A 23892-nucleotide genomic window follows, 5' to 3' on the forward strand; every position below is an offset into this window, starting at 1 on the left:
AAGAGGCCGCTTCCKACGGATCGGAAACGGCCTCCCGATTTCGGGTCAAGTCTTCGCCGGGCTAGAACTGCCAGTCGAAGCCCAGGCGCACCGAGCGGGGCGTCTGGTAGGCGCGGACCTGGCCGTAGGTCAGGCTGGCCAGACCCCCGGCGGTCTCGCCGAACTCGTCGTAGTCGGTGCCGCCCTGCAGGTTGAACAGGTTGAAGATGTCGGCCCGCAGCACGAGGTTGCTGTCGGTCTTGCTGCCCACCACCGGCACGACCGGCACGAACCGGGCGGGCACCGTGTAGCGCAGCGAGACGTCGAACCGGGTGATCCAGTCGCTCTCGAACGAGGTCCCGCGGTTGACGATCTTGCCGCCGCAGAAGCGGGCGTTGGCCCCGTCGCCGTTGGCCTCCTGCCAGTCCGGCGCCGAGTTGGGCGGGGCCAGGCCGATGCAGCCGTACTTGCGCGGCGACAGCACCKACAGGTTGCCGCCCAGCAGCAGGTCGTCGAGCACGGCGTACGAGCCGAACAGCTTGATCTGGTGCCCGCGGTGGTTGGGCAGCAGGCCGTAGGTGCCGGGGACATAGGCCAGGCGGTCGAAGTCGACGGTGATGCCGGCGTCGGTCTGGCCGTTGTCGGAGCGGGCCGCCCCTTCGAAGTTGCCCTTCGACTCCGACAGCACGTAAGAGCCGCGCAGGCCCCACTTGCCGTCGAACTCGCGGTCGAAGTTCAGCTCCAGCCCCAGATATTCACGCTTGGCCTTGGGGAAGGCCATCTGCTGGGCGCTGATGGTGATCGTCTTGGCGGTGGTCTCGCCGGGCAGGGGATTGGACAGCTTGACCACCACGTCGCTGCCCGGATTGATGATCAGGAACTGGTGCGAGCCGTTCCAGACGTCGGTGCAGCCGGTCTTGGCGGCGTTGGTCTGGGCGTAGCCGTTGGCCGAGCACCAGACCCGGATCGCCTGGTCCATCACCGTGTCCTCGCTGACCCGGCCCAGGTTGCGGTAGGTCAGGTTCACGCCGACCTTCCACAGGGCGTCGATCCGGTGCTCGTAGCCGATGATGTACTCGTCCTGGTAGGTCGACTTCAGGTTCAGGGCCGAGACGGTGTCGGGCGCCGGCGCCAGGCCGTTGTTGCGGATCACGCAGGCCTGGGTGTTGACCGGCGCGATGCTCTTCACCGTGGCCACGCAGGGCACCAGGCTGCCGCCCGTGGCCTGGACGCCCACCCCGCCGATCGGCTTGCCGGTCGCGGGGTCGAGGGTGAAGGTCGAGCCCGGCCCGCCGATCGGGAAGAAGAACTCCGAGGCGTCGATGGCCGGCGAGGCGGCGCGGAACGCCGTGTTCGAGGCCACCGGCAGGTAGGTGCGTCCGTACGAGCCGTACAGCTTGTCGGTGCGGTTCCCGAACAGGTCGTAGGCGAAGCCCAGGCGCAGGGCGATCTCGTCGTCGAACTGCGAGAAGGCCTGGCCCAGCGGGTTCATCACCTTGAACTGGTCCTTGCGGACGCCGAGGTTCAGGGTCAGGTCGCCGGTCACGTCCCAGGCGTCCTGGATGTAGTAGGCCTTGTTCTTGCCGGTGTAGCCGCCACCGGACTCGAAGCGGCGCATCTCGACATATTCCTGGTTCGGCCCGATCGCGCCGCCCTGGGCCCCGCTGGCCCCGGCCTTGCGGTAGATCCAGTTGCGCGTGCCGTTGCGGACGGTGAACTGGGTCAGCAGTGTCTTCTCCTCGTCGAAGCCGCCGCGGATGTGGTGGTCGCCGAAGAACTTGAAATAGAGGTCGGCGTCGGCCCGGTAGAATTCGCGGTTGGCCAGGGACGGCACGGTCGACGAGCTGGCGGTCTGGCGGCTGACGGTGGTGGCCGTGCCCGAGCGGTTGTCCTGGATCAGCGGCTCGGTCAGCAGGTTGCTGATCGACTTGTTGTCGACCTCGCTGCGGCCGTAGGCGGCCGACAGGGTCAGCCAGTCGGTGAAGGTCCCGGTGTAGCGCGCCACGTAGTTCTCGCCGCCTTGGTACAGGCTGTCGGCGCTGGAGCGGTCGGGCAGGATCTGATCATTGGCCAGCAGGTACTGGTAGGTGTCGCGCTTGCGCTTCCGGCTGGTGTCGAAATAGGTCAGCTCCAGGTGCTGGCGGTCGGTGACGTAGGCGTCCAGCTTGAAGGCGTAGAACGGATCGGCGGTGCGATCCTTGGTGACGCTGGCGCGCGTGACGCCGGGCGCGGGGTTGGGGTTGTTGGTCCCGTTCTCCACCCTCAGGTCCTGGAACGTGGCCAGGCCGTAGAAGAACAGCCGGTCACGGATGATCGGGCCGCCGGCCTCGACCGTCAGGCTGTTGTCGGTGCGGCGGGCCAGCGAGTTCCGCGAGATGGTGGTGTTGGGCATCTGCTCGCGCCACTTGTCGGGCTCGTAGCTGCCGTGCAGGGCGAAGGTGAAGTCGTTGGAGCCCGACTTGGTCACGGCGTTGACCATCGCGCCGGTGCCGCGGCCGAACTCGGCGGGATAGCCGCCGGTCTTGACCTCGACCGACTTGTAGAACTCGAACGGCACCACGGCCGCGCCGATGCCGTTGACGAAGTTGGTGATGTTCAGGCCGTTGATGTAGAAGACGTTTTCACCGACCGAGGCGCCGCCCACCGCCGGCTGGGACTGGCCCTGGACGACGAAGTTGGTGGCGGAGTCGGCGGGCACGGCCGACGGGGCCAGCAACACCAGCGCGGTGACGTTGCGGGCGATGGGCACCTGCTTGCTCAGGGTCTCGACGTCGACCACGAGGCCGGTCGTGGTGCCCGCGAAGTCCAGCTGCGGATTGGCCGTGCCCGTGACCACCACCTCGGAGACGCTCGCGCCTTCCTCGTTGATCGTGAAGCCGAAATTGGCCGTCGAGCCGACGGTGACGCGGACGTTGGAGTTGTCGACCGGCTGGTACCCGGCCTTGCTGATCGACACCGCATAGCCGCCCGACGGGATCAGGGCGATGCGGAACCGGCCGTCGGCGTCGGTGACCAGGTCGCGTTCGAAGCCCTGGGCCAGAGACTTGACCTTGACCGCGGCGCCGGCCACCGGCGTCCCGGAAGCGTCGGTCACCGTGCCGGCCAGAGCGCCGGAGCTGTAGTCCTGGGCCTGGGCCTGGTGCGGCGCCAGGCCGGCCAGGAGCGCCAGCCCCAGGAGGGAGGCGGGCGGCGCGGCCGAGGCCAGGCCGGCCGCCATGGTCGTGGCCAGCAGCCGTCCGCGGCGCGAGGCGGATCGTCGATGTTGCGAACTCGAATGGGTGGACATGTAACCCCCTGTGTGTGAGCGCGAAGAGATTTCGCGTTGTCTCAGACAGCGAATTACGGTCGTCGTGGTCAATAGATCGCGGGTTGATTATTAAAATACTGAAATGTTGTCGCGATACTGACACGGTTAAATTTGTGTACAGGGTCGTAAGTGTATTTATCGTGTTCTGTATTTTGTAAAATCTATTACTCACGTGCGAAAGCCCGCGCCGATATCGTCGACGCGGGTGTGGTCCGGGAAGCCGTCGTCGCTCAGCCGGCGGAGGCTTGGGCGGGGGTCGAGATCGAGGGGCCGCGCCAGGCCGCGCGGGCCGCGAACAGGGCGATGGGCAGGCCCACGCCGAACATGTGGATGGCCAGTCCGCCGATCAGGACGTCCAGGTGCGGCGGGGGGCGGGGACCGAACCGCAGCAGCAGGACCACGTAGTTCATCACGACGTAGCAGCCGATCCCGTACAGCGGTCCCCACAGCCAGGGGCGGCGGTTAAGGGCGGGCAGGGCGCGGCTGGCGGTGACGTAGACCAGGGCCATGACCAGGGCGATGCCGACGTGCAGGGCGCCGCCCAGGGCCGCGGCGGCCGCGCCGCCCKCATAGGCGGCCTTGCCCAGCACGCCGCTGGCGATCGAGTGCAGGATCTTTTCKGGGCTGGTCCCGCGCGTCAGGCCGAAGAAGCTGAAGGCGTAGGTGATGTCCAGCAGCGCGGCTGTCACGCCACCGGCCACGACGGCCAGGGCGGGGCTGATCTCGCGCGCGGAACGGGACGGGGAAAAGGGCAGGGCCATGGTCGATCTCAGTTGGGGCGCGTGGCGCGATGAAGGGCGGTGTCGGGCGTCGCGCGGGCGTCGACCGGAGCGGGGTCCGGCGCGGCGGCGATCGGGGTCTGGATCGGGGTTTGGGCGGCGATCAGCTGTTCGATGCGGGCGGCCAGGGCCTGGCCGCGCGGCGACAGCCACAGCCGGCGCTCGCGCGGGTCCTCGACGCCGACCACGCAGTCCAGCAGGTCCAGGGACGGCGGCAGGGGCCGGTCGATCCCGGGCCCCGCCAGGGCGCGCGCCACGCGCGAGGCTCCGGCGTCGGTCAGGCCGCAGGCCAGGCCCAGCTCGGTGACGTTGATGCCGGGGTTCTCGGCGACATAGAGGAAGGCCCGTACGCTGGTCAGGCTGATGGCGGGATGGATCCGCCGGAAGGTCTCCAGCGCCGCCAGCACGGCGTCGCGGCGGCGGATGCGGACGACCTCAGCCGTCATGATAGACCGCCAGCAGGCTGGGACGGGTCTTGTAGCGGCGCGGGGCGGCTTCGCCCGCCTTCGCCTCGCCGTTCAGCCGGGGCCGCAGGTGGTGGAAGGTGAAGGCGGCGGTGGCGTATTCGGCGCGGACGACCTCGAGCAGGGCCTGCGCCCGCCTCTGGTGCTCGGCCGCCTCGACATAGTCCAGGGCGGAGACCTCGATGGTGATCTGCGCCCGCAGGGTCAGCATCGGGATGTCCTTGGCGCGCGCGGTCATCTGGGCCCTCTCCGTGAGCATCGACTCTTGCCCGTCGATCTTGCCAGCCGAGGGCGCGGTGTCAGGCGTCGGGAGACCAACGGTCGGCGTCCTGCTGCGAGCGGCGGGATCGTCTGCCAACGGCGCCGCTCCGTCTGCGAACGGCGCTTTGCGCGCGGGCCGCCAGCGGCGACAATGGCCCATGACGTCGACGCCGGCCGCGCAGCAGCAGTCCCGGACCATCCTGATCGCCACGGCGGGGGTCTGGCTGCTGGCCTACGCCGCCCTGACCCTCAGCTGGGTCACCGCCAAGGCCCCGCATTTCTGGGACGGCTCGGTGCGCCGGGCCATCATCTGCGTGTTCGGCGCCCTGCTGTGCCTGGCCATGCGGCCGCTGCTTCTGCGCTCGACGCCCTGGCCGTTCAGCCTGCGCCTGGCGCTGATCGCGGGGCTGTCGCTGATCGGCGCGCTGGTGTTCGGCGTGGTCGACTACGTGATCTATTGCGAGATCCTGCCGCGCTGGCCGGAGTCGACCTTCTGGGGCGTGATGCTGATCGGCCGGACGGTGTTCTGGTTCTTCGCGGCCTGGGCGGCGATCTTCACGGCCGTCCACGCCGACCTGGCGGCGCGCGAGGCGCGGTTCAAGCTGGAGGCGGCGCGGGTGCTGGCCACCGAGACCCAGAACCGCATGCTGCGCTACCAGATCAGCCCGCACTTCCTGTTCAACACCCTCAATGCCCTGGCGACCTTGGTGATGGAGCGCCAGAACGACCGGGCCGAGCAGATGATCCTGGGCCTGTCGGGCTTCCTGCGCCGCTCGCTGGAGCGCGACGTGCGCGAGATGGTCACCCTGGCCGAGGAACTGGACGGCGAGCGGCAGTACGTGGCCATCGAGCAGATCCGCTTCGGCGACCGGCTGCGCTATGTCGAACGCGCGCCCAAGGCCCTGACCGACGCCCTGGTCCCCAACCTGATCCTGCAGCCGATCATCGAGAACGCGGTCAAGCACGGCCTGGCGCGCAGCAGCGAACCGCTGGTCATCGAGGTGGTCGCGGCCCATCAGGACGGCCGGATGTCGATCACCGTCACCGACGACGGGGTCGGGGCGGTCGGCGGGCCCCCGGGCCTGGGCGTGGGCCTGGAGAACGTCCGCCGCCGCCTGGAGACCCGCTATGGCGACGAGGCCACGCTGACCTGCGGCTCGCGCGAGCCCAGGGGCTTCCAGGTGCGCCTGGACCTGCCTCTGGAACGGGCGTGAGGGGGCMGCGGGCATGAGCGACGAGGCCCTGACCGTCCTGTTGGCCGACGACGAGCCGCTGGCGCTGCGCCGCCTGCGCCGCCTGACGGGCGAGGTCGAGGGCGTGCGGATCGTGGCGACCGCCAGCGACGGCGACCAGGCCCTGGCCCTGGCGCGCGAGACCGCCGCCCAGGTGGTGATCATCGACATCAAGATGCCCGGCCGCGACGGCGTCAGCGTGGCCCGCGCCCTGGCGGGTCCGGAAGGCCCCGTGGTGATCTTCGCCACCGCCTTCGACCGCTACGCCATCCAGGCCTTCGACCTGGCGGCGGTGGACTATCTGCTCAAGCCTTTCGACGGGGCGCGGGTGGCCGAGGCCCTGGGCCGAGCCCGGGCCCAGATCCGGGCGCGCGAGGCCGAGCAGCGGATCGGCGAGCTGCGGGCCATCGTCCAGGACCTCCGGGAAGGCGGGCGCGCCGCCGACAGCCGCTTCGAGACCGAGCTGTGGATCGACGGCCGGGGCGGGGCCCAGCGGGTGCTGGTGCGCGACCTCGACTGGATCGAGGCCGAGCGCGACTATGTCCGCCTGCACGTGGGGACGCGCAGCTATCTGGTCCGGGACTCGATCCGCAACCTGGTCGAACGGCTGGACCCCGAGGCCTTCGTGCGCATCCACCGCTCGGCGGTGGTCCAGCGCGACCGGGTGGCCCAGCTGGCGCCGCGCCCCGGAGGCGGGCTGACGGCGGTGCTGTCGACCGGCGCCCGGCCGGCGGTGGGCCGCAGCCACGCGGCGGCGGTGCGGCGGCTGTTCCGGCGTTCGTCGGGCCGGACGCGGATGTCCGAGCCGTCCTAGGTTCGATGTCTTGGAGAGAGTGCGTGTGCGGGGCGGAGCCGCCGCGTCGGACGCCAGGGGCTGTCCGGAAGAGCCGCGTCGTTCGACCAGGTGGGGCGAACCGGCGGGGGGGCGCTTCAGCTCAATCGCTTGAAGGCCGGGATGAGCGGCCGGCGGTGAGGCCGGCCGCTCGCCGAGGGATTAGCCGTTGACGGCGTCCTTCAGTTGCTTGGCCGGCGTGAAGGCGACCTTCTTGCTGGCGGCGATTTCGATCGCGGCGCCCGTCGACGGGTTGCGGCCGGTGCGGGCCGGCTTGGCCTGGACCTTGAACTTGCCGAAGCCCGGGATCGAGACTTCTTCGCCCTTCACGGCGGCGGTCGTCAGCGACTTGAAGACGCCGTCGATGATGGCCTTGGCTTGAGCCTTGGTCAGCTTGTCGTCGGCGGCCACGGCGGCGTCGACCAGATCCGAAACGTTCATAAATCAGCTCATCTGCTGGGAATCAAAAGAGACCCAACCCTGCCGGGCCAAACGCGCTTTGTCACCTCATGTTGAGAACAAGGGTTAACGCGCCGATCCGACGGAGGCGGGCGGCCGTCAGCTTGCGGAAAATCCTCGCCCTATCAACCCCTTAAAGGCGCTCGGCGACGCTGATCGCTGTGGAAATCTGTGGGTCGGCGAGAGGATCAGCCGATTGTGCGGTTGCGAAGGCGACGGGCGAATCCGCGAGAATCGCCCGTTGGATCGGTCGGCTAGGGTTCGGCGGTGCGGATCGCGGCGGGGCCGGCGGGCAGGGCCAGGGTCGCTTCGTGACGCAGTTTCCGGCCGTCGAAGGCGAAGGATTCGACCGTCTGGCCGACCATGCACTGGACCAGCAGCCGCCGGGAATCGCGCGACCAGGCGATGCCCTGGCCCCAGGCGCCGACCGGGGCCTCGGTCACCTTGACCAGCCGTCGGCCGTCGATCCGCCAGACCTGGACCAGGCCCTGGGCGTGATAGCCCGGCGCCTTGGTCGACAGGTTCGAGCCCTCGTTGACGTTGACGGCCACGTAACGGCCGTCGGGCGACATCTTCAGCCCTTCGGGGGTGAGGCCGACGGCGACGGTGTCGACGACGACGGGGACGGGCGGGGCCAGGTCGATCAGGCTGACGGTGTCGACGTCGCGACCGCCGCCGCCGATGTTGCCCGACACGGCGAAGCGGCGCGGCCCGTCGGTGTCGATCTGGTAGGGGCGCAGACCCGCCGCCAGGCTCACGGGCGTCAGGGTGACGGTCGCGCCGTCGACGGTCAGCTGGACGATCCTGTGGTCGTGGTCGCGCGAGACCAGCGCCCGGCGGTCGCCGTCGAAGAAGATGACCATGGCCGGCGAGGAGTCCGGGTCGCCTACCTTGATCTTGCCGGCCGGCGTGGCGACGCCGCCCGCCAGGGTGAAGACGCTGACCGTGCCCTCGGCCCGGTTGGCGACCAGGGCCAGGGTCGCGGCGCGGTTGATCGACACCCCCGAGGCCCCGGCCCCGGCGTGCAGGGTGGCGGTGACCTTGCGGGTCTTCAGGTCGATCACGCTGACCACGTCGTCGGGGACGATCCGGGTCGGGTCGGCCGGGTCGACCCTGCGGGCCGAGGTGACCAGGGCGAACGACCCGTCCGGGGCCACCGCGACGCTGGACGGCGGGCCGATGACGCTGGTGGGGGCGGCGACCTCGCCGACGATCCGGGGCGGCGAAGCCGACAGGTCGATCAGCGACACCGAGTCCGGGCGCGGATGGGCCGGAACCACCTGTGCGCCGTCGTCCAGCACCTGCTTGCCGTCATTGGCCGAGACCGCGATCTGGGCGTGGCCGACGCCCGCCAGACCCAGGGCGAAGGCGGCGGCGAGGAGGGGGCGGGTGAGCATGCGGCGATCCTGACCGTGCGGCGCGCGACGCGCCAGGGGGTGTCGTGAAACGCAAAGCGCGCGGACGCCGGGAGGGACGTCCGCGCACCTCTGCTGTCGGCGGCGCGGCGGGGACAAATCCGCCGCGCGACCGCTTCATCCGGAGCTAGTACGTGTAGCGGACGCCCAGAATGAACTCGCGACCCGTGTGGTGGTAGAACGAGGACCGGTCGGCGACGGAGTCGTTGAACTGGTCCTGGTACTCGTCGGTCAGGTTCACCCCCTCGAAGGTGAGCTTGAAGTGGTCGTTGATCGTGTACTGCAGCGAGGCGTCGACGTTCAGCGTCTCGTTGGTGCCGTCGGCGTTGGTGCCGGCTTCCGAACCCGGGACGCGGGTCAGGTAGCTGTCACGATAGGCGACCGAGGCCCGGGCGCTCCACTTGCTGTCCTCGTAGTAGATCGTGGCGTTGTACGAGCTGGGCGACAGGCCCGTCAGGTTGGCCGTGGCCACCACCGCGCCGGCGCCGTTCAGGTAGTTGATCGACGATTTGACGTGCGTGTAGTTCAGCAGCACGCCGGTGTGGCTGAGGAAGCCCGGCAGGAAGGTCAGCGGCTGCTGGTAGTTGATCTCGTAGCCGGTCAGGTCGCCGCCGGGCGTGTTGCTGGGGGCGGTGAACTGCCACTGGGCGTCCACGCTGCAGCCGTTGGTGGTGCCGCAGGCGGCGATGGCCACGCTGTCGGGCAGACCGAACGGGTTGCCGGTGAAGGTCGAGTTGGTCTGCAGCGTCTGGACGAAGCTGCCGATCTCCTTCTTGAACAGCGCCAGCGACAGCAGGCCCGACTGCTGGAAGTACCACTCGAACGACAGGTCGTAGGCCTTGGCCCGGAACGGGTCGAGGTTGGGGTTGCCGGCGCTGACGCTGCGGCCCGCGCCCGAGACGCTGATCGTCGCGCCCGGCGTCAGGCTGCCCAGGTCCGGCCGCGACATCACCTTGGCCGCGCCGAAGCGGATCAGGAAGTTGTCCATCGGCTCGTAGACCACGTTCATCGACGGCAGGGTGTCGCTGTATTCGCGCGACGCCTCGATCGCCACCGGCGCGCCGCTGACATAGGTGTAGCCGTTCGAGTTCTGTTTGGTCTTGACGTAGCGGACGCCGAAATTGCCGCGCAGGGGATGGCCGGCGACCTCGGTGTTGAAGTCGGCCTGGACGTAGCCGCCCAGGTCCTTCTCCTCGACGCCGCGGTTGTTGCCCAGCGCCGGCTCCTTGCCCAGCTTGAACGTGCCGCCATAGGCGGTCTGGTCGTAGAGGCTGAGCACCGAGGCGGCCGTCTGGACGTCGGGGATCAGCACGTCGACGCCGGCGAAGTTGGCGATCTTGCCGTACGTCGCGCGGTCGATGGCGGCTAGGGCGGCCGGCACGGTGGGCTCGATATTGGTGCTGGTGCCGTTCGAGCGGCGCACCTCGGTGGTGTTGAACTTGTATTCCTTGTACGCGCCGCCGGCGCTCAGCTTGAAGATGCCGAGATTGGCCCATTCGCCGTCCAGCTGGGCGACGTCATAGGTGTTGACCGCCGACTGCGGGCGCTCGCGGATCTGGGTCAGCACCCACTTGCTGGGGTCGGTCAGGGCCGCGCTGCCGTAGTCGATCTTGGGCAGGTTGCCGTCGCGATAGTCGTAGGAATAGCCCTGGACGTTGAACTGGTCGAACTGGACCGTGGTCTGGATCGGGTTCTGGTGGTCGGACTTCGAATGGCCGAGCAGGCCGGTGATCTTGATGTCGTCGGTGAGGTTCTGTTCGAGGTTCACGCCGAACTGGGTGAACTTGGTGTCCAGCTCGTCGAAGCGGTTCTCGACCCGCAGGTCGACGTTGTCGAACTTGCCGGCGATCATGGTGTTGCTGCTGTCGATCGTCGACGAGACGACGTGGGTCTGGGCGATGCCGCACGAGGTGGCGACGTTGGCGGCCGTGCAGGCCCCGCCGACGCTGAACGACGGCGCCTCCAGGTACTGCTCCTCGCGCGTGCCCTTGAAGTCGGCGTAGAGGGCGTCGAAGCTCAGCAGGGTCTTGTCGCTGGGCCGCCACTGCAGCGACAGGGTGCCGCCCAGGCGCTTCTGGTCGTCGGTGTAGTTGTCGTAGCGCGGGAAGCGCGGGTGGAAGGCGGCGTTGTTGGTGGCGGCCGCCGGGTTGACCGTGGTTGGCAGGCCCGTGCCGTTGGGCAGGGCGTCGAAGCCGGGCCCGAAGGCGTTGCCGGTAGCCCAGCGGACGGTCGAGGAGCCCTGATCGTCCAGCTGGCGCTTGGTGTAGGCCACCGACAGCAACGCGCCGAAGGTGTCGTCCTTCCACGTGTTGGAGATCATGAAGGCGCCGCGCGGATTGGTCGACTTGGCCAGGTCGTTGTAGCTGCCCTGCACCGAGCCGGCCATCTTGAAGCCGTGGTAGTCGAAGGGGCGGGCGGTGCGCAGGTCGACCGTGGCCCCMAGCGAGCCTTCCTCGATGGCCGCTTCGGCGGTCTTGCGCACGGTGATGGCGCTGAAGAGGTCCGAGGCGAAGACGTTGAAGTCGAACGAGCGGCCGCGGTTGGTGCCGCCGCCGGCGTCCGAACCCCCGGCGGTGGTCAGGGCTTCCATGCCGTTGATGCGCACGCGGGTGAACTGGGGACCCAGGCCCCGCACCGAGATCTGGCGGCCCTCGCCGCCGTCGCGCGCCAGGGCGACGCCGGGGATGCGCTGGATGGATTCAGAGAGGTTCAGGTCGGGGAACTTGCCGATGTCCTCGGCCAGGATGGAGTCGACGGCGGCCGACTCCTCGCGCTTGACGTTCAGCGCCTTGGCCAGGCTGGAGCGGAAGCCGGTGACGACCACTTCTTCCACCGACGTCTGCTCGTCGGCGGCTGCCGGCGCGGTCTGCCGCGCGGCGGCGGGGGTTGCGGCGAGGCCGAAGCAGACGGCGGCCATGGACGCGCTCGCCAACCACACGCGGCGTTGAACTGTAGACATGTATTTTCCCTCCCGACGGGACTTGTCCGGACCGTGTTCGGTCCTGTTTTCGGGAAGGGGCGGCGGCGCGGTCCGGTCATTCGGAGCGGCGGCGGAACCTCATCCCGCCAGGAGACTAGGAGCCCCCGGCGGCGCGCCGCCAATGCCGTTCCGGAACGTCGTGATGCCGGTCCGGCATCACGCCGCCAGCGACATCAACCGTTCGTAGCGCTGGAGGATACGCTCTAGCGTCGAGCGCTTGATCGGCTTGCCGTCGCGCAGCTTGGTCCAGGTGGTTTCGCTGATCGCATAGCAGTCGAACAGGTGCTCGCGCGTCACGGCGGGCAGCCGCGCGCGCAGGCGCTGGACGAGGTCGCGGGGTACGGTGAGGGTTTCGGCCATGGGCAGGGTAACGCCCCCGGAGCGCGTCCGCTCCGGGGTCTCCGGTTCAGGTCAGTTGGCGATGACGGTGTTGTTGAGCTGGGTGATCTCCGGCGAGCCCGCCGGGGTGAGGATGCGGACCCGGTAGCCGGCCTTCCAGMCGGCCTTGAGCGAGACCTGGACGGTCTTGGGCTTCAGGTCKAGCGGGGCGGGCAGGACCGGGGTGGTCGTCCGGGCCAGCTCCTTGCCCGAGGCGTCCTCCACCACGACCATCGAAGCCGGGGCCGGCTTGGCGCCCAGGCTGTGGACCGTGACGGTCAGGCCCGACTTGCCGGCCTTGACGTCGTCGCGGCCGATCCCGAGGTCGGGACGGTCGGTGACGGGCGTGGCGGCGGGGGTCTGCAGCGTGAACTCCCAGGTCGTGGTCTTGCCGGGCGCGAAGGTCATGTCGAGGCCGACAGTGCGTTCGAGGGCCGCCGAAGAGGCCGGCTCGTTCGCGCCTTCCACGGCCCGCGTCACCGACCACTGGCCGGCCGCGACGTCCCACCCCGTCATCACCGCGTGAATCGGCTGACCGGTGAGGTTGTAGCCCGTTACCTTGAAGGTTTTCTGTCCGCCGGTGACCAGGATGCCGACGTCCTCGGCCGCGGTCGGGGTGTCGAACCGCCAGCTGACCAGGGCGCCGGGGAACATCTGGTTGCGGGCCAGGGCCATGGCCCCCAGGCGCGAGCGCTGCAGGATGGCGCTGGACAGCTCCACCCGGTCCGACCACCAGTGGGCCTCGGTGACCATCCACATCCGCTGTTCGGCGGTGACGATCTCGTCGCCATAGGCCTTTTCGAGATAGGCGGCGTCGCCGGTCGAGCGCCAGGCCTCGTACAGCAGGAACGGATCGTCGGCGCCCTTGGCGATCGCGGCCTTCAGGCCCGGGGTCTGGGCGTCGCGCAGGCCCAGCATGTCGATCACGTCGCTGTTCAGCTCGTCGACGCCCTTCAGGCCGGTGCGCGCCATCTCGCCCTGCAGCGGACGCAGGTACTTGTCGTCGCCGGTCCAGCGCCAGGCGGCCCAGAACAGCTGCATGGCCGAGACGTTGCCGCGGCCCTTGCCGACCAACTCGCCGCGCGACTGGCCGGTGGCGGCGTGGATGTCCTCGGGGAAGCGCCAGGTCCCGTCCGGGTCCTGCTTGCCGTGCGCCAGGTGGCCGTCGGCCAGGTCGACGATCAGCTTCTTGATCGTGGGGTCGCCGTTGAAGTCGGCCAGCACGATGCCGGGATGCAGGATCAGGTAGGAGTACGGATGCGACCAGCCCCATGGGCCGTCGCGCGAAACGTCGGTGGCCGAGAAGAACCGGCTGACGGCGTGGACGTGGCCGTCCTCGGCCTTGTGCATCACGGTGGGATAGGCGCGGGCCGTCTCCATCAGCCGCTCGACGATCTTGGGATCGCCGAAGCTGGTGTACATGGCCTCGGCCTTGAGGTTGATCGCCTCCTCGTACGAGTGCAGCTCGTCGGTTTTGATCTTGCCCAGGCCCAGGGGCATCATGTCGTTCTTGTAGGCCGCGTCGAGCAGGGCGTTCACCGAGGCGGTGGCCTTGTCCGGGATGTCGCCCATCAGGGCCAGGGGCGGCCACTGGTGGGTCAGGTCGTTGTCGTCCGAGATGCCGCCGCCGAAGTCGCCGTAGGCCGACTGGCGATTGTCGATCCACCACTCGATGAACTTGCGGACCCGCTTGAGGTCCTCGACCTGCAGGAACGCCCACTTCGGAACGCCGKCCGGGGCGGTCGGCAGGGTGACGGCCGGGCCGGGCTGCTCGGGATTGAGCTCGAACCACATCTCGCGGCCGTGCTGGTTCTTGGGATCGACCTTCAAGAGGTCCGACAGTTCCAGATCCAGGCGGGCGTAGCGGGCCAGGCGCTTGGAGACGTCGTGCTCCTCGACCAGGAAGGCCAGGTTGTCGCGAGCCTGGGCCAGGCGGTCGGCGACGTGCTCGGCCTTGGCGTCGTCGGCCGGCTTGAACTTCAGGCGCACGGCCATGCCGTCCAGCTGCGCGGCGTCGAAGTCGGGACCCGCGCCGGCGATGCTGAGGTAGAGGCTCTTGCCGGCGGGCAGGATGCGGTCGCGGGTGTCGAGGAACACCGTGCGGGCCTCGCCCGGCTTGACCGAGACGTTGACGTCCAGCAGGTCGCGGCCCGGCCACAGCGGGTCCTTGACCTTGATGTTCAGCGGATAGAGTTCGCCGTGGGTCGGCTTGACCTTCAGGGCGGGGATGTCGATCGCCACGCCGTCCAGGCCGACGTCGGCGCCTTGCCAGCCGTATTCGAACTTGCCCACCGGACCGCCGGGGCGGCCCAGGCGGAAGTCGGCCGGGATCAGGATGTGGACGATGGGCTGACCCTCGCGCGCGGCCGACACGCGCGGCTTGCTGGGCGCGGCGGCGGGCAGGGCGGCGACGATGGTCCGCTCGCCGGCCGGATACCGGCCCTTCACGAAGGTCGAGAGGTCGTCCAGCGACGGATAGGTCGCCGGGTCGGCGCCGGGGCGCACGACGTAGCTCAGGGTGAACTCGTCCGGCTCGGCGGCGGCGGTGACGTTGTAGGCCCCCAGCTCCTGGATCGGGGTTTCCTGCACCACATTGTCGAACCGCAGCTTGCCGCCCTTCAGGGCCGCGAACTGGTTGAAGGTGCGCAGCTCGCCCTTGGGCCGCTTGGCCAAAAGAGTCTGATTGCCGGCCGCGTCGATGGTGGTCAGCGACCCGTAGGCCGCGCCCTGGAACTCCAGGCGGTTGTAGGGCTCGTCGGGCAGGGTGAAGGTGACGGCCTTGCCGCCCTCCACATAGACGTTCCAGTCCGGCAACTCGAAATAGTCGTGGCGGCCGGGCAGCTTGGAGCGGTTGTAGACGCCGGGCCAGGTGGTCTCGGGGATGCCGTCCGAGCCCAGGCTCATGCGCTCCTTGATGTCGTACTGGTCGGTGAACTCGACCTTGCGGATCGTGGTCCTGGCGTCGGCCAGATAGGGCGGCGGATCGGCCGGGCGGTTCCAGCCGTAGCGATAGGCCCAGGTCTTGGCGTCGGTGACGACCGAGGCCGAGGCGCCGGGCTCCTTGCCGGCGGCCAGGCCGGCGACGGCCGCGTCGTCCAGGGCGCGGTCGTAGACGCGGATATCGTCGACGTCGCCGCCGCGGATGAACTGGTAGGCGCTCTGCACCTGGTGGGGCGAGATCACCCGGCTGTGCGGGCCGAACTGGTCCAGGCCCGCGTCGAGGGCGGCGGCCTGGGCCTTGGAGGCCGCCGGCTTGCCGTCGACGTAGAGGGCGATGCCCTTGGCCTCGTCCCAGGTGAAGGTGACCAGGATCCACTGGTCGGGCTTGGGCGCCTGCGCGGTGGTGCTGACCCGCACTCGCGAGAGGTTGTCGTCGGTGACGAAGGCGTCGAAGCCCTTGCCGTTCCAATCGATGCGCAGCCAGGCCATGTCCCAGCTGGTGTGGTCGGCGTAGCCGACGCGGAACAGCGGGAAGGGCGTGGTCCCGACCGGCTCGCGGGCCCGCCACCAGAAGCTGAGCGTGCCGCGCTGGGCGTAGATGTTGCCCGGGGCCATCCAGCTGAGCGTCTCGTCGCCGGACGCCTCGATATAGGGGCCGTGGACTGGGTCCTTCTGGATCTTGACCTTGTCGGCGAAGTTGGGGACGGCCACGCCGCCCGCGACGTCGGCGGTCAGGCCCTTGTCGCCGGTCAGGTGGAACAGCAGGCCGCTCTCGTCTTTCGACTCAGGGGCGGCGTGGGCGAAGGCCGGCACGGCCGTCAGCGCGGCCGACAGCAACAGGGCGGCCCGAAGGGTCTGTCTTACGCGGGCCACTCGCCCCTCCCTGGAAACGCTCGTATCGAGTCTTGTTTTGGAAACCGGTGTCATTCAGGGCCACGCTAATTTCAAGACGTTGCAGGTTTGTTTCGGCCGGCGAGGGTTTCGCGGGCCTTGTCCATGTCCAGGGCGCCGTCCCACTTGGCGATCGCCACGGTGGCGACGCTGTTGCCGATCAGGTTGGTGACGGCGCGCGCCTCGTTCAGGAAGCGGTCGACGCCCAGCAGCAGGACCAGGCCGCTGACCGGCACGGCGTGCAGGGTCGACAAGGTGGCGGCCAGGGTGATGAAGCCGGCGCCGGCGACGCCCGCCGAACCCTTCGAGGTCAGCAGCAGCACGGCCAGGATCACCAACTGGTCCATCAGGCCCAGGTGGGTGTTGGTGGCCTGGGCGACGAACACCGTGGCCAGGGTCAGGTAGATGCAGGTGCCGTCGGCGTTGAAGGTGTAGCCGGTCGGCAGGACCAGCCCGACCACCGGCTTGGCGCAGCCCAGGTCCTCCAGCTTCTGCATCAGCCGGGGCAGCACGGCCTCGGTCGAGCAGGTGCCCAGCACCACGAAGATCTCCTCGCGGATGAAGCGCAGGAAGGCCCAGAACGGCAGGCCCGCGGCCCGCATCACCCCGCCCAGCACCACGACCACGAAGAACAGGCTGGTGACGTAGAGGGCGATCAGCAGATGGGCCAGCGACCACAGGGTGCCGATCCCGTACTTGCCGATCGTGAAGGCCACGCCCGCGCCGGCGCCCAACGGGGCCAAGCGCATGACCATGCCCACGACCTTGAAGATCGCCTCCAGGAACAGGTCCAGCATCTCCACCAGCGGCTTGGCGCGCGCTCCCATCTGGCTGACGCCGGCCCCGATCAGGACCGACAGCAGGATGACCTGCAGCATCGCACCCTTGGCGAAGGCGTCGACCAGGGTGGTGGGGATGATGTCCATCAGGAACGGCACGACGCCTTGTTCCTTGGCCGCCTCGGTGAAGCCGGCCAGGGCGTGGCCGTCCAGGTTCGAGGCGTCGATGTTCATGCCCGCGCCCGGCTTGAGCACATTGACCACGATCAGGCCGATGACCAGGGCGATGGTCGACAGCACCTCGAAATAGACCAGCGCCTTGACGCCGATCCGGCCCACCTCCTTGAGGTCGCCCATCTTGGCCATGCCGACCACCACGGTGCCGAAGATGATCGGCGCCAGCAGCATCTTGATCAGCTTGATGAAGCCGTCGGCCAGGGGCTTCAGCGCCGTCCCGACATGGGGGAACCACAGACCGACCAGGGCGCCGATCACGATGGCGATCAGCACCTGCACGTAGATCTGTGAGAGCAGTCTCTTGAGCGTCGGAATGGTCGTTTCCCCTTGAAGGAAGCCCGGCGTTGGCCGCCGGGTCTTCTGGTCGTCCGGTCGTTCTAGGCGGCCCTGATGCTGGCCAGGGTGACGTCCTCGGTCAGGGTCCTCATCAGGGCGATCAGGTTCGACTTGGCCTCGAAACCCACGCCCGGGACGTCGGGCAGGCCCACATAGCCGTTCTCGACCGATATGCCGTCCGCGAAGCCGCCGAACGGCTTGAAGACGTCCGGATACGACTCGTTGCCGCCCAGGTGCAGACCGGCGGCGATGTTCAGCGACATCTGGTGCCCCCCGTGCGGCACGATCCGACGCGACGACCAGCCGTTCTGGTCGAGGACCTCGAGCGTTCGCAGATATTCGACAAGGCCGTATGACAGCGCGCAGTCGAACTGCAGGTAGTCGCGGTCGGGCCGCATGCCGCCGTGGCGCAGCAGGTTGCGGGCGTCCTGGTGCGAGAACAGGTTCTCGCCGGTGGCCATGGGCAGGTCGTAGTGCTTGGAAAGCTCGGCCTGCAGGGCGTAGTCCAGCGGGTCGCCGACCTCCTCGTACCAGAACAGGTTGTAGGGCTTCAGGGCCTCGGCGTAGGCCAGGCCCGTCTCCAGGTCGAAGCGGCCATTGGCGTCGACCGCCAGGTTCCGGCCGTCGCCGACGATCTCCAGCACCGACTCGATGCGGCGCAGGTCGACGTCCAGCGACGCGCCGCCGATCTTCATCTTCACGACCTTGTAGCCCCGGTCGCGATAGCTGCGCATCTCGGCCTGCAGCTGGGCGTCGTCCTTGCCCGGATAATAGTAGCCGCCGGCGGCGTAGACCCAGACCTTGTCGTCGGCCACGCCGCCGCGATAGCGGTCGGCTAGCAGGCGGTAGAGCGGCTTGCCGGCGATCTTGGCCACGGCGTCCCAGACGGCCATGTCCAGCGTGCCGACGGCCACCGAGCGCTCGCCGTGCCCGCCGGGCTTCTCGTTCGTCATCAGGGTCTTCCAGATGGCGAACGGGTCGAGGTTGTCGTTGTCCTGGTCGATCAGGCTTTCGGGCGCCGCCTCGGCCAGGCGCGGCAGGAAGCGCTCGCGCATCAGGGCGCCCTGGCCATACCGGCCGTTGGAATTGAAGCCGTAGCCGATCACCGGCTTGCCATCGCGCACCACATCGGTGATGACGGCGACGATCGAGCAAGTCATCTTCGAGAAGTCGATATAGGCATTGGCGATCGGCGAGGCGATGGAAACGGTCTTCTCGCGGATGTCGAGGATACGCACGGTGTTCTCCAGTTGGTGACTGGACCCTAGGCAAGCGGAAAACCGCGAGCCAATGCCGTTCTCGGCGATCGCTATGCGCAACAGGCATCACCTATGGAATTGATCTGGCTCGAAGATTTCGTCGCCCTGGCCGAGACGGGAAACTTCTCGCGGGCGGCCGAGAACCGGCACGTGACCCAGCCCGCCTTTAGCCGCCGGGTGCGGGCCCTGGAGGACTGGGTGGGCGCGCCGCTGTTCGATCGGGCCACGCCGGGCGTCACCCTGACCGCCGCCGGCCAGCAGTTCCGCACCGGCGCCGACGAACTGATCCGCCGGATCATCCAGCTGCGCCGCGAGAGCCGCGAGGCGGGCGGGCAGGAGGCGGCCACCCTGCGCTTCGCCGCCACCCACGCCCTGTCCTTCACCTTCTTTCCGCAGTGGATGCGCGACCTGGAGGCCGGGACCAACATGGGTCCGATCCGGCTGATCTCCGACAGCATGCAGGCCTGCGAGGAGCTGATGATGCACGGCGAGGCGCAGTTCCTGCTGTGTCATCACCACGCCGCCGCCCCCAGCCGGTTCGGGGCCCAGTTCCGCTCGGCGGTGGTCGGCCAGGACGCCCTGGCGCCGTTCGCCGCGCCGGACGCCGACGGCAAGCCGCGCTGGAGCCTGACTGACGGCGCCGAGGAGGTCCCGTACCTGGCCTATAGCGACGAGTCGGGCCTGGGGCGGATCGTCGAGGCCCAGCGTTTCGCCGACCGCATCCAGGGGCTGCGCACGGTGTTCTCGGCGCGGTTGGCGGCCAGCCTGATGACCATGGCGCGCGAGGGCAGGGGCGTGGCCTGGCTGCCGGTCAGCCTGGTCGAGGCCGAGGTCGCCCTGGGGCGGCTGGTGCGGGCCGGCGGCGCGGACCTGGAGATCCCGGTCGACATCCGCGTCTTCCGCCCGATCACCCGCCAGAGCCCGGCCGCCGAGGCGTTCTGGAGCGAGCTGGCGGCGCGATAAAAGAAAGGGCGCCGATGGGGGGGACTATCGGCGCCCTGGTGTCACAGTGATGGACGTGGGTCGCCCCTGACGGCGACGTGTGCAACTTAGGGTTATATGGGCCGTGACGGCCAATGCCGATCCGGCCTAGCGTCATGCCCGATCGGCATAGCTTCAACCGCTCATCCCGGCATTCGCGGGGATGAGCGGGGTTGGGGGGATTACTTCACCGATCCGCCGGCCTCGATCTTAAACGGCGTTCCGTCCGCCGCGGCCACCACGGTCCTGGCCGTCGTGACGGCGGCGTTGCGGATCAGCAGGCCGCGCTTGGCCTCGATCTTCACGTTGCGCAGGGTCAGGCCCGCGATCGGCCGCTCGGGCAGGCCCACAGCGATGCCGGCCAGGTCGGCGCCGGTGGCGGTCAGGCCGTCGACCACGATCCCGTCCATGTCCGGCGTCTTGTCGGCGACCACCGGCTGGGCCGCGTCGTCCGGGCCGGGCCAGATCTGGTTGCCCAGGATGAAGCCGCCCGGCTTCAGCTGGGCGGTGGCGGCCTTGATGTCGAGCGGGCGGTATTCGTAGTAGCTGGTGAAGACCAGCGGGGTCTCGACGTCGGTCATGCGGTTGTCCTTGAACACCACGTCGCGGACCTTGCCGCCCTTGCCGCGCATGGTCTTGATCCGCAGGCCGTACATCGAACCGTCGAAGCTGTTGTTCTCGACCCGCACGCGGGCGACGCCGCCGCTGGTGCCGCTGCCGATGCAGATGCCGCGACCGGCCAGGATGGTGTTGCCCGAGATCAGGATGTCGGACGACACCGCGTCCGGATAGCGCGGGTCCGGCCCGCTCGACTTCACCGCCACGATGTCGTCGCCGACGCTGATGACRTTGTTGGTGATCACCACGTGGCGGCTGTTGATCGGGTCGATGGCGTCGGTGTTCGGCGCGCTGGACGGGGCGGTGATCCGTACACGGTCGATCGTCACGTGGTCGCTGTCGTTCAGCACCAGGTGGAAGGACGGCGAATTCTCGATCCGCACGCCCTCGAAGCGGACATTGGTGCTGTGGCTGACCAGGATCAGGCGCGGACGATCGTCCTTCTGCTGCTGGCGGGCCTGGCCGTTGGTGGCGAAGTCGGGGCTGGCGCGCCAGGTCGCGCGGATGCGCTCCCACCAGACCGCGCCCTGGCCGTCGATCAGGCCTTCGCCGACCACGGCGACGTTGTCGGCGCGGTCGACATTGATCAGACCGGCCCGTTCGCCCTGCGGGAACAGGGCCGGGTCGGTGGCGGCCAGCACCTCGGCGCCCTTCTGGATGTCCAGGCGGATGTTCGACTTCAGCCAGATCGGGCCGATCAGATATTCGCCGCGCACCACCCGCACCGTGCCGCCGCCGGCCTTGGCGCAGTCGTCGATGGCGGACTGGAAGGCCTCGGTGTCGAACCAGATGCGCGTGCCGCCGGCCCCGTGCTCGCGCACGTCGCAGACCTTGTCCGGGAAGCGGTTGACCGACTGGGCGTGGACGGCGGTCCCGGAAGCCAGGGCGGCGAGCGCGGCGGAGGCGAGCATCAGGCGGCGCGCGGTCGAGGTCTTCATCGGTCGGTCATCCCTAAGGTTCGTCGCGACGGCTGCGCGTCGCTGGCGGCGGCGCAGTCTATGGCGCGTCGCGGTCCAGCGCCCATGCCGATGACGGTCGAGGTCATGCCGAACGGGCATGGCGGCTTCAATCCAGTTTGCGGCCTTCCAGCCAGGTCTCGATCAGGGCGGCCGCCTCGGCGCTGTGCTTCTCCAGCATCAGCATGTGGCCGTCGCCATGCAGGCCGTGGTCGGCCATGCGGACGAGATCGGTCTTCACCCCGGCCTGGGTCAGGTAGCGCGCGGTGCAGTGGTCGTAGCCCGAATGGTACGAGGCCTCCGACATCAGGATCATCACCGGGAAGCGCGACAGGTTCGCCAGTTTCCGCGCCGGCTCGGCCTGCCGCCAGCAGCGGACCAGGTCGGGGCCCTCGGGCGCGGCCTCCTGCACCCTGGCCAGGTCGGCGGGATCGGCCAGGGGCGGATCGTAGGTCAGGGGCGTGGTCGTCAGGCCCCAGGGGCGGCTCAGCTTGTCGGGGTCGCTGTCGCCCCAGGGCGGCGGGGCGCCGAAGAACGGCGGGCCGCTGGGCTCGACCGCGACGATGGCCTTGACCAGGTCCGGCCGCGCCTCGCCGATCGCCCAGCCGAACGCGCCGGACTGGGAGTGGGTGACGATCACGGCCGGGCCGATCCTGTCCAGCAGCGCCGCGCCCGCATCGGCGACCAGCTTGGCCGAGACGGCGCCGGACGCGCTGGAGACCTGCGAGGCGTAGAACTGGTCGAACACCGGATCGCCCGGCTTGCCGGTGGTTCCGGGCCACTGGTCGTGCAGTTTGGCCTGGGGCCAGCCCTGGGACTGGCCGTCCATGGGCGCGAAGTCCTGCGGGGCGGTGAAGCGCTTGGCGACGAAGTCCGGCGGCTGGCGGTTGGCGGGGCCGTAGGCTTTGTCGTCATAGCCCGAGGCGCCGCGTCCCGGCTGGTCCATCAGATAGACCGCCCAGCCTTGCTCGACGAACTGTTTGGCCCAGCCCGGGCGGCCGTCGGGCGTCGACAGGAAGTTGGTGATCGTCTGGCCGGCGCCAGGGATGAACACCAGGGCCGTCCTGTGGCGTCGCTTGGCGGGCGTCAGGTACAGCACGTGGGCCTGGCCGGTCATGACCTTGCCGCCCTCGGCGTAATGGCCGCCGACGAAGAAGGTCCCGACGTCGGCGATGCCCGCGGGGGCGACCTTGGACGGGGCGGCGGCCAGGGCCGGGCTCGTGACGGCGAAGCCCAGCGCCGCCACGATCGCCAAGCCGCGCCGGCCTCGAATGCTCGCCATTTCACCGCCTCCCAGGTCTTTGACGCGGAAGGTGGAACGGGCAGGGGGTGTTGGCCAATGCCGAACCGATCTCGCGCCATGCCGAACCGACATGGCGCGAGATCGGGCGCGAGCAGCGGCTCAGTGCGCGAACAGCGCCAGCGGCACCGCGTCGGCCATGGCCTTGTAGCCGGCCAGCGAGGGATGCAGGCCGTCGCCGGAATCGAAGGCCGGCGACAGCTTGCTGGGATGGGCCGGGTCGGCCGTCAGCTTGTCGAAGTCGATCACCGCGTCGAAGCGGCCGGGCGTGCGGATCCAGGCGTTCACCGCCTGGCGGTCCTGCTCGTTGAGCGCGTCGGGATGGTAATAGCCCGAGCCGGCGAACGGCATGACCGTGGCGCCGTAGACCTTGATCCCGCGCTCGCGGGCTCGGCGGATCATCTGGTCGTACGACGCGATCATCCGCGCCACCAGGGCGGCGTGGGCCTCCGGGGTGGCGGGCTGGTCGCGGGTCAGGACGCCCAGGTCGTTCACGCCCTCCAGCAKGATCACGTACTTCACGCCGGCTTGGTTCAGGACGTCGCGGTCGAAACGGGCCAGGGCGTTGGGGCCCAGGCCGTCCAGCAGCAGGCGGTTGCCGCCGATGCCGGCGTTCAGCACGCCCACGCCCTTCGTGCGCGGATCGGCCTGCAGGCGGGCGGCCAGGATGTCGGGCCAGCGGTTGTTGCCGTTGGTGGTGACGCCGTAGCCGTCGGTGATCGAGTCGCCGAAGGTCACCAGGCTGGCGCCGGCCGGGCGCTGGACGTCGACGGCCGCGATCACGAACCAGCGGTCCAGCGACTTGGCGTTCGTCAGTTCGGCGGCGGTCAGCTGGTCGCCCGGTCCGAACCACGAGGTGGTGCGCGAGCCCGGATGGCTGGTCTGCTGGGCCGGCGGGGCGCCGTCGAAGCGGATGGTGATCGCCAGGTTGGCCAGGGGCGCGGCCGGGAAGTCGATCGGGTCGGACAGATACTCGGCGCCGGGCGGGATCGTCGTTTCCGGGTGGCCCGAAAAGGTCAGGGCGCGGTCGCTTGCCGGGTCGATGCGGGCCGAGCCGGGGGCGGCCGCCAGGGCCACGTGGACGCCCGCCAGCTTCAGCGGCTCGGTCCCGAAGGCGTTGGACAGCTTGATGCGGATCTTGCCGCCGCCGGTGCTGAGCCGCAGCGTCTGGCGCAGGGTCCCGTCGGTGACGTCGGCGGCGGGCAGGGCGTCCTTGGCGGCGGGAATCATCTGGGCCGTGGCCCACGAGGCCACCCAGTGCTCGGCCTCTTTCGGCTTGGGCGCGCCGTGAGCGATCGAGATGGGGCTGACGCCGATCGAAAGCGCGATCGCCAGCCCGACCAGGGCGCGTTTACCGATATCCATGCTTCCTCCAAGCCCATCCGACGAAGGGTCTTTGTCTGCTCGCCCCGACTCTAGGCGAGGAAATGAGACCGGTACCATAAAAAACTTGAGTGGTCAGACCTCTCCTTCCATACTGTGGGCCAACGTCGGCGAGCAACGCCGCCA

Annotated in this window: 17 protein-coding genes; 3 read left to right on the top strand and 14 right to left on the bottom strand. The window is 69.2% G+C overall.

What is annotated here, in order from left to right; all coding sequences use genetic code 11:
• Positions 1 to 61 precede the first annotated feature (61 nt).
• From AC1U89_RS14800 to AC1U89_RS14815, 4 genes are all read right to left on the bottom strand, one after another.
• Complete coding sequence (locus AC1U89_RS14800) at positions 62 to 3265, bottom strand: TonB-dependent receptor (RefSeq protein ID WP_479900453.1); 3204 nt, start codon at positions 3263 to 3265, stop codon at positions 62 to 64.
• A gap of 251 nt (positions 3266 to 3516) precedes the next feature.
• Positions 3517 to 4047, bottom strand: a complete 531-nt coding sequence (locus AC1U89_RS14805) for a hypothetical protein (protein ID WP_479900454.1) — start codon at positions 4045 to 4047, stop codon at positions 3517 to 3519.
• A gap of 8 nt (positions 4048 to 4055) precedes the next feature.
• Entirely contained in the window at positions 4056 to 4511 is a 456-nt protein-coding gene (locus AC1U89_RS14810) for a MarR family transcriptional regulator (RefSeq protein WP_479900455.1), read from the bottom strand.
• Positions 4501 to 4767, bottom strand: a complete 267-nt coding sequence (locus AC1U89_RS14815; RefSeq protein ID WP_479900456.1) for a hypothetical protein — start codon at positions 4765 to 4767, stop codon at positions 4501 to 4503. The genes AC1U89_RS14810 and AC1U89_RS14815 overlap by 11 nt, the downstream gene beginning before the upstream one ends.
• A 181-nt stretch (positions 4768 to 4948) precedes the next feature.
• Between AC1U89_RS14815 and AC1U89_RS14820 the strand changes: the two genes are divergently transcribed.
• Positions 4949 to 6004, top strand: a complete 1056-nt coding sequence (locus AC1U89_RS14820) for a sensor histidine kinase (RefSeq protein WP_479900457.1) — start codon at positions 4949 to 4951, stop codon at positions 6002 to 6004.
• Between the two features lie 13 nt (positions 6005 to 6017).
• On the top strand, positions 6018 to 6836 hold the full coding sequence (locus AC1U89_RS14825) for a LytR/AlgR family response regulator transcription factor (RefSeq protein WP_479900458.1): 819 nt from the start codon (positions 6018 to 6020) through the stop codon (positions 6834 to 6836).
• Positions 6837 to 7016: 180 nt separating this feature from the next.
• On the opposite strand, the gene AC1U89_RS14830 is transcribed toward AC1U89_RS14825, so the two are convergent.
• From AC1U89_RS14830 to AC1U89_RS14860, 7 genes are all read right to left on the bottom strand, one after another.
• On the bottom strand, positions 7017 to 7295 hold the full coding sequence (locus AC1U89_RS14830) for an HU family DNA-binding protein (protein ID WP_029912708.1): 279 nt from the start codon (positions 7293 to 7295) through the stop codon (positions 7017 to 7019).
• Positions 7296 to 7567: 272 nt separating this feature from the next.
• Positions 7568 to 8710 carry a YncE family protein gene (locus AC1U89_RS14835; protein ID WP_479900459.1) on the bottom strand — a complete coding sequence of 381 codons (1143 nt, stop codon included), beginning with the start codon at positions 8708 to 8710 and terminating at the stop codon, positions 7568 to 7570.
• A gap of 145 nt (positions 8711 to 8855) precedes the next feature.
• Positions 8856 to 11645 (bottom strand): TonB-dependent receptor, encoded by a 2790-nt coding sequence (locus AC1U89_RS14840; RefSeq protein ID WP_479900460.1) that lies wholly within the window; start codon positions 11643 to 11645, stop codon positions 8856 to 8858.
• A 219-nt stretch (positions 11646 to 11864) separates the two neighbouring features.
• A complete protein-coding gene (locus AC1U89_RS14845; RefSeq protein ID WP_479900461.1) occupies positions 11865 to 12068 on the bottom strand; it encodes a hypothetical protein in 204 nt (67 codons plus the stop codon).
• A 51-nt stretch (positions 12069 to 12119) separates the two neighbouring features.
• The gene (locus AC1U89_RS14850; protein ID WP_479900462.1) at positions 12120 to 15899 is read right to left on the bottom strand and encodes a LamG-like jellyroll fold domain-containing protein; all 3780 of its coding nucleotides are present in this window, start codon (positions 15897 to 15899) and stop codon (positions 12120 to 12122) included.
• Positions 15900 to 15970: 71 nt separating this feature from the next.
• A complete protein-coding gene (gene dctA, locus AC1U89_RS14855) occupies positions 15971 to 17248 on the bottom strand; it encodes a C4-dicarboxylate transporter DctA (protein ID WP_479900535.1) in 1278 nt (425 codons plus the stop codon).
• Positions 17249 to 17310: 62 nt separating this feature from the next.
• A complete protein-coding gene (locus AC1U89_RS14860; RefSeq protein ID WP_479900463.1) occupies positions 17311 to 18507 on the bottom strand; it encodes a mandelate racemase/muconate lactonizing enzyme family protein in 1197 nt (398 codons plus the stop codon).
• 93 nt (positions 18508 to 18600) lie between these two features.
• Between AC1U89_RS14860 and AC1U89_RS14865 the strand changes: the two genes are divergently transcribed.
• Positions 18601 to 19491, top strand: coding sequence for a LysR family transcriptional regulator (locus AC1U89_RS14865; protein WP_479900464.1), 891 nt, complete (start codon positions 18601 to 18603; stop codon positions 19489 to 19491).
• 200 nt (positions 19492 to 19691) lie between these two features.
• Here the strand turns inward: AC1U89_RS14865 and AC1U89_RS14870 are convergent, their stop codons facing one another.
• From AC1U89_RS14870 to AC1U89_RS14880, 3 genes are all read right to left on the bottom strand, one after another.
• Positions 19692 to 21065 (bottom strand): glycoside hydrolase family 28 protein, encoded by a 1374-nt coding sequence (locus AC1U89_RS14870; RefSeq protein WP_479900465.1) that lies wholly within the window; start codon positions 21063 to 21065, stop codon positions 19692 to 19694.
• A 127-nt stretch (positions 21066 to 21192) separates the two neighbouring features.
• Entirely contained in the window at positions 21193 to 22365 is a 1173-nt protein-coding gene (locus AC1U89_RS14875; protein ID WP_479900466.1) for an alpha/beta hydrolase, read from the bottom strand.
• Between the two features lie 120 nt (positions 22366 to 22485).
• Positions 22486 to 23748 (bottom strand): SGNH/GDSL hydrolase family protein, encoded by a 1263-nt coding sequence (locus AC1U89_RS14880; protein ID WP_479900467.1) that lies wholly within the window; start codon positions 23746 to 23748, stop codon positions 22486 to 22488.
• Positions 23749 to 23892: the final 144 nt, after the last annotated feature.

This window comes from Caulobacter sp. 05T431, assembly GCF_056665975.1.

Excerpts from the sequence above, each read along its gene's own strand:
- AC1U89_RS14825 (WP_479900458.1), top strand. The coding sequence starts at position 6,018 with ATGAGCGACGAGGCCCTGACCGTCCTGTTGGCCGACGACGAGCCGCTG.
- AC1U89_RS14875 (WP_479900466.1), bottom strand. The coding sequence starts at position 22,365 with ATGGCGAGCATTCGAGGCCGGCGCGGCTTGGCGATCGTGGCGGCGCTG.
- AC1U89_RS14835 (WP_479900459.1), bottom strand. The coding sequence starts at position 8,710 with ATGCTCACCCGCCCCCTCCTCGCCGCCGCCTTCGCCCTGGGTCTGGCG.
- AC1U89_RS14810 (WP_479900455.1), bottom strand. The coding sequence starts at position 4,511 with ATGACGGCTGAGGTCGTCCGCATCCGCCGCCGCGACGCCGTGCTGGCG.
- AC1U89_RS14815 (WP_479900456.1), bottom strand. The coding sequence starts at position 4,767 with ATGACCGCGCGCGCCAAGGACATCCCGATGCTGACCCTGCGGGCGCAG.
- AC1U89_RS14820 (WP_479900457.1), top strand. The coding sequence starts at position 4,949 with ATGACGTCGACGCCGGCCGCGCAGCAGCAGTCCCGGACCATCCTGATC.
- AC1U89_RS14865 (WP_479900464.1), top strand. The coding sequence starts at position 18,601 with ATGGAATTGATCTGGCTCGAAGATTTCGTCGCCCTGGCCGAGACGGGA.
- AC1U89_RS14845 (WP_479900461.1), bottom strand. The coding sequence starts at position 12,068 with ATGGCCGAAACCCTCACCGTACCCCGCGACCTCGTCCAGCGCCTGCGC.
- AC1U89_RS14830 (WP_029912708.1), bottom strand. The coding sequence starts at position 7,295 with ATGAACGTTTCGGATCTGGTCGACGCCGCCGTGGCCGCCGACGACAAG.